The organism is Rathayibacter sp. AY1A3 (assembly GCF_002930975.1).
Lineage (GTDB): Bacteria > Actinomycetota > Actinomycetes > Actinomycetales > Microbacteriaceae > Rathayibacter.
Window position 1 is genome coordinate 143,997 of record NZ_PSTO01000005.1, and the last position, 6,092, is coordinate 150,088.

A 6,092-nucleotide genomic window follows, 5' to 3' on the forward strand; every position below is an offset into this window, starting at 1 on the left:
GGGGAGGGGCCGCGCGCTGGACAATGGGGGCATGAAGCTCTTCTCGTTCGGACGCGGCGACGCGAACCCCCTCCCCTCCGACGACCGCGGCTCGGGCAAGCTCGACGACTACGACTACGAGCTGCGTCCGAAGTCGCGGCGCGGCGACACCCTCCTCCGCCTCGCCGACTCCCGGCCGCACCAGGACGAGATCGCGCGGGTGCTCGCCCTCGGCGAGGACGAGGTCACGGCCGTGATCCCGCGCCGCACCGCGGAGGAGGAGCGCGTGGACGCTCCGATGCCGGTCCGCCTGTTCGCGGCCCAGCGCCCCTCGGGGCTCGTCGGCCAGGTGCCGCGCGGTCTCGAGAACGTGGTCGAGGCCGCCCTCGCCCGGCTCTCGGAGGCGGGGAGGTCGCCCCGCGTGCCGGCCCGCATCGTGACGGTGAGGGGCGGGCTGCGCGTCGAGCTGCTGATGCACGAGACGCGGGGCTGACGGGCTGAAGGCCCCCGGGTCGGCGCGGTCCATGGAGGAACCGCACCGCGGCTGATAGCATGAACCGGTTCCGAATCCGAAAGCGACCGCCGGTCGACCCAGGGTTCGAGCCACGGAGCAGGCCGGCAGGAAGCTGGTCCTCGGTGGTGGAGTCCCGGACAGCGGCAGCGTGCGACAGAGCACGCGCCGCCGCGGCACGAGTCGCAGGCGGCACGTCCCGCTCGCGGCACAGGTCGCGACAGCCCGGAGCTCTTCTACTGGTGGCCAGCACGAACGCCCTCCACACGACGGCACGGCGCGAAGCCCTGCCGTGGGATCGTCTCGATTCCTGACCGGACCGCTGCTCCGACGAACGCCGGCGCCCAGAAGGGGCGCCGCTGCAGACGTTAAGGAGACAGACCTCTTGGAAGGTCCTGAAATCACATTCGCCGAAGCCGTTCTCGACAACGGCTCGTACGGCACCCGCACCGTCCGCTTCGAGACCGGCCGCCTCGCGCAGCAGGCTCAGGGCGCCGTCGCCGCCTACCTCGACGAGGACACCATGCTCCTCTCGGCCACGTCGGCCTCGAAGAACCCGAAGGACAACTTCGACTTCTTCCCGCTGACCGTCGACGTCGAGGAGCGCTCCTACGCCGCCGGCAAGATCCCCGGCTCGTTCTTCCGTCGCGAGGGCCGCCCCTCCACCGAGGCGATCCTGGTCTGCCGTCTGATCGACCGGCCGCTGCGCCCCTCGTTCGTCGAGGGCCTGCGCAACGAGGTCCAGATCGTCATCACGGTCCTCAGCATCGCGCCGGACGAGTTCTACGACGCCCTCGCGATCAACGCCGCGAGCGCGTCCACGCAGATCTCCGGCCTGCCGTTCTCCGGCCCGGTCGCCGGCGTCCGCCTGGCGCTCATGTCCGACGGCTCCGGCAACGACCAGTGGGTCGCCTTCCCCAAGGCCTCCCAGCTGGAGAACGCCGTCTTCGACCTCACTGTCGCCGGCCGCGTCGTCACCAACGAGGACGGCTCCTCGGACGTCGCCATCATGATGGTCGAGGCCGAGGCCACGGAGTCCTCCTGGAACCTCATCAAGGCGGGTGCGACCAAGCCCAGCGAGGACGTCGTCGCCGAGGGCCTCGAGGCCGCCAAGCCCTTCCTCCGCGCACTCGTCGAGGCGCAGGCGAAGCTCGCCGCCGAGACCGCGAAGCCGGTCAAGGACTACCCGGTGTTCCTGCCCTACGCGCAGGAGACCTACGACAACGTCGCCGAGCTCAGCTACGACGAGCTCGTCCGCGTGTACCAGATCGCCGACAAGGTCGAGCGGCAGGACGCCGACGACGCCCTCAAGGCGCGCGTCAAGGAGCAGATCGCCGAGCGCATCGCCTCGGGTCAGCTCTCCGCCGAGGCCTACAACCAGGTCGGAGCGGCGTACAAGTCCGTCACGAAGGTGGTCGTCCGCGGCCGCATCCTTCGCGACGGCGTGCGCATCGACGGACGCGGCCTCGCCGACATCCGCCCGCTCGACGCCGAGGTGCAGGTCATCCCGCGCGTCCACGGCTCGGCCATCTTCCAGCGCGGCGAGACCCAGATCCTGGGCGTCACCACGCTGAACATGCTCAAGATGGAGCAGCAGATCGACTCGCTGTCGCCCGTCACCAAGAAGCGGTACCTGCACCACTACAACTTCCCGCCCTACTCGACCGGTGAGACCGGCCGAGTCGGATCGCCGAAGCGTCGCGAGATCGGGCACGGCTTCCTCGCCGAGCGCGCCCTCGTGCCGGTGCTGCCGAGCCGCGAGGAGTTCCCCTACGCGATCCGCCAGGTCTCCGAGGCGCTGAGCTCCAACGGCTCGACCTCGATGGGCTCGGTCTGCGCGTCGACCCTGTCGCTCCTCAACGCCGGAGTGCCGCTGCGCGCCCCGGTCGCGGGCATCGCGATGGGCCTCGTGTCCGACGTCGTCGACGGCCAGACCCGCTACGCGGCGCTGACCGACATCCTGGGCGCCGAGGACGCGCTCGGCGACATGGACTTCAAGGTCGCCGGAACCGCCGAGTTCGTCACGGCCATCCAGCTCGACACGAAGCTCGACGGCATCCCGTCGTCGGTGCTCGACGCCGCGCTCAAGCAGGCCAAGGACGCCCGCACCACGATCCTCGCGGTGCTCACGGCGGCCATCGACCAGCCCGACGAGATGGCCCCGACCGCGCCCCGCGTGATCTCGGTGCAGATCCCCGTCGACAAGATCGGCGAGCTGATCGGCCCCAAGGGCAAGACGATCAACGCGATCCAGGACGAGACCGGCGCCGACATCTCCATCGAGGAGGACGGCACCGTCTACATCGGAGCCGTCGACGGTCCGTCGGCCGAGGCCGCGCGCGCGCAGGTCAACGCCATCGCGAACCCGACCAACCCCGAGGTCGGCGAGCAGTTCCTCGGAACCGTCGTCAAGCTCGCGACCTTCGGCGCGTTCGTCTCGCTCCTCCCCGGCAAGGACGGACTGCTGCACATCAGCGAGGTCCGCAAGCTCGCCGGCGGCAAGCGCGTCGAGAACGTCGAGGACGTCCTCGGAGTCGGCCAGAAGCTGCTCGTCCAGATCACCAAGATCGACGACCGCGGCAAGCTGTCCCTCGCGCCCGTCGTGGCCGAGGAGGCCGAGGTCGAGGCTCCCGCCGAGAGCTGATCCCTCCTGCACGACCGTGACGCCCGTCCCACTCCGGTGGGGCGGGCGTCCGTCGTCGGCGGGGGCATGGGGTACGGTGGCGGGACCGCGCCGCACCGCCCCGACCGGAGGACTCCGTGACCGACCCGACGCCCCTGGCCACCGAGCCGGAGACGCCCCTCCTCTCACGCACCCTGGGTCGGACCGGCCTCCCCGTGCATCCGCTCGCCCTCGACGGCTCCGTCTTCGGCTGGGCCGCCGGGATCGACGACACCACCGAGGTGCTCGACGCGTTCGGCCGCCTCGGCGGCACCCTGATCTCGACCGCGGACCACTACGCGACCGGTCGGAGCGAGTACATGATCGGCCGCTGGCTCGAGCAGAGCGGGCTGCGCGAGCGGATGCTGGTCGCGACGAAGGTCGGCCGGCACCCGGACGCGCCGGGACTCGCCCCGGAGGACGTCCGCATCGCGATCGAGGGGAGCCTCGAGCGGCTCGGCACCCGGATCGACCTGCTCTCGTTCGACAGCGAGGACCCCGGGATCCCCATCGCCGACAGCCTGGCGGCGGTCGCGCCGTTCCTGGCGGACGGCTCGGTCGGCGCCCTGGGCGCCGCGCACTTCAGCGGAGCGGCGATCACGGCGCTGCACGAGACGGCGACCGCGTTCGCGCTGCCGTCGCTCTCGGCCGTCGTGTCGGAGTACAGCCTGATGGAGCGCCGGACCTACGAGACCGACGTCGCCCCCGAGGTGGTGCGGCTCGAGCTCGGCACCCTCGCGCGGCTGCCCCTGGCGAGCGGCTACCTCACCGGCGCCCTGCGCAGCCGCACGGACGAGCCGGAGTCGGCCCTGTTCGAGGCGGGCCTGGACTACGTCGGCCGCCACGGCTCCCGGGTGCTCGCTGCCCTCGACGAGATCGCCGGGGCCCACGGCACGGAGCCCGGCGTGGTCGCGCTCGCCTGGGTGCTCTCGCACCAGGAGGTCTCGGCGGCGATCGTCCGGGCGCGGAACGCCGCGGAGCTCGAGTCGCTGTTCGCGGCGGCCGCGCTCCCGCTGACCCGGAGCGACATCGCTCAGCTGGACCGCGTCTCCGCCTGAGGCTCTCGCCCGCTGGTCCGCCGCCGTCGAGCGCCGCGCCCCGCGCCGGGCTCGGAGCGGGGCGCGGCGAGGTTCAGCGGCGCAGGATGCGCGCCTCCCATGGGCCGAGCGTCGACCCGGTCGCACCGGCGACGTTGCCGAGGACCGTCTCGGCAGCCGCCCACTCCTCGAGCAGCGGCACGTCGATCGGCTCGCCGGACACGTTCCCGACGACGAGCAGCTCGCCCGGTCCGGTGCGCGTGAAGGCGAAGAGCGCGGGGTGCTCGGGCTCCAGCAGCGCGAAGCGGCCCAGCTGCACCGTCTCATCGGCGTGCCGCAGCGCGATCAGCGCCCGGTAGTACTCGAAGACCGACCGCTCGGCGGCCCGGTCAGCGGCGACGTTCACCTCGGCGGCGTTCGGGTTGACCGCGATCCACGGCTCGCCGGTCGTGAAGCCGGCCTGGGGGCCGTCGTCCCACTGCACCGGCGTGCGGGCGTTGTCGCGGCTCTGCGCGCGCAGCCCGGCGAGCACGGTCGCCGGGTCCTCGCCGCGCTCGTCGACGGCCTCGGCCCAGTAGTTCAGGGACTCGACGTCGCGGAAGTCCTCGATGCCGGCGAACGGGACGTTCGTCATCCCGATCTCGTCGCCCTGGTAGATGTACGGCGTGCCGCGCTGGAGGTGGAGGAGCGTCGCCCAGAGGGTCGCGGACTCGTAGCGGTGCGCGCCGTCGTCCCCGAAGCGCGAGACGAGACGCGGCTGGTCGTGGTTGCCGAGGTACAGGCTGTTCCAGCCGCGCTCGGCCAGGCCGTCCTGCCACCGCGCGAGGTTGGCCTTCAAGGCGACCAGGTCCAGCGGCACCGGGTGGAACTTGTCGACTCCGTGGTCGATGCCGACGTGCTCGAACTGGAAGACCATGTCGAGCTCACGCCGCTCGGGATCGGTCACGAGCACCGCCTCCTCGAGGGTGACACCGGGCATCTCGCCGACGGTGAGGAAGGAGCCCTCGCGGTGCGCGAACACGGCCTCGTGCATCTCGCGGAGGTACTCGTGGAGCCGCGGACCCACCCCTCCGACGATGCCCGCGCCGCCCTGCTCGCCGTCGACGGCTCCGACGTCCTTCGAGACGAGGTTGATCACGTCCATCCGGAAGCCGTCCACTCCGCGGTCGAGCCAGCGGTTCATCATCGCGTGCACCGCGTGCCGCACCTCGGGGTTCTCCCAGTTGAGGTCCGGCTGCTGCACCGCGAAGAGGTGGAGGAAGTACTCGTCCGTCGCCGGGTCGAGCGTCCAGGCCGGGCCGGAGAAGTAGGAGCGCCAGCCGTTCGGCTCGGCGACGTCGAGGCCGGCGCCGGCGGCCGCCTCGAGCTCGCGGCCGGGCTCGGCCGAGCGGCGCCCGCGGCGCCACCAGTACCAGTCGCGCTTCGGGTCCTCCTGCGAGGAGCGGGACTCGACGAACCAGGCGTGCTCGTCGCTCGTGTGGTTGACCACGAGGTCCATCACGATGCGGATGCCGCGCTCGTGGGCCTCCGCGAGGAGCAGGTCGAACTCCTCCAGCGTCCCGAACCGCGGGTCGATGTCCTCGTAGTCCGAGATGTCGTAGCCGTTGTCGTGCTGCGGCGACGGGTAGACCGGCGAGAGCCAGATCACGTCGACCCCCAGGTCGGCGAGGTGGTCGAGCTTCGAGCGGATGCCGCCCAGGTCGCCGATGCCGTCGCCGTTCGAGTCCGCGAACGAGCGCGGGTAGATCTGGTACACGACGGCGCTCGTCCACCAGGGCGCGGACGTCTCCCGCTCGGGGGAGTCGGAGGTCGGGGCGGTCCTCGCGCGACGGCGCCAGGAACTCGGCCACCGCGTCCTGCATCTGCGCGTGCCCCGCCTCGATCTCGGCCGCGGTGACGCTGC

At 71.8% G+C, this 6,092-nt stretch carries 4 protein-coding genes; 3 read left to right on the forward strand and 1 reads right to left on the reverse strand.

All coding sequences use genetic code 11. The features are described from left to right. The first annotated feature begins 31 nt into the window (after positions 1–31). The 3 genes from C5C10_RS04115 (at position 32) to C5C10_RS04125 (ending at position 4,210) form a co-directional block, all read left to right on the forward strand. On the forward strand, positions 32–472 hold the full coding sequence (locus C5C10_RS04115) for a hypothetical protein (protein ID WP_104233257.1): 441 nt from the start codon (positions 32–34) through the stop codon (positions 470–472). Between the two features lie 403 nt (positions 473–875). Next, positions 876–3,134, forward strand: coding sequence for a polyribonucleotide nucleotidyltransferase (locus tag C5C10_RS04120; RefSeq protein WP_104224806.1), 2,259 nt, complete (start codon positions 876–878; stop codon positions 3,132–3,134). A gap of 116 nt (positions 3,135–3,250) precedes the next feature. After that, positions 3,251–4,210: an aldo/keto reductase gene (locus tag C5C10_RS04125; RefSeq protein WP_104233259.1), complete on the forward strand. Its 960-nt coding sequence runs from the start codon at positions 3,251–3,253 to the stop codon at positions 4,208–4,210. A gap of 73 nt (positions 4,211–4,283) precedes the next feature. Here C5C10_RS04125 and C5C10_RS04130 read toward each other — a convergent pair whose 3' ends face one another. Further along, positions 4,284–5,945, reverse strand: coding sequence for an alpha-glucosidase (locus C5C10_RS04130; RefSeq protein WP_104328582.1), 1,662 nt, complete (start codon positions 5,943–5,945; stop codon positions 4,284–4,286). Positions 5,946–6,092 lie beyond the last annotated feature (147 nt).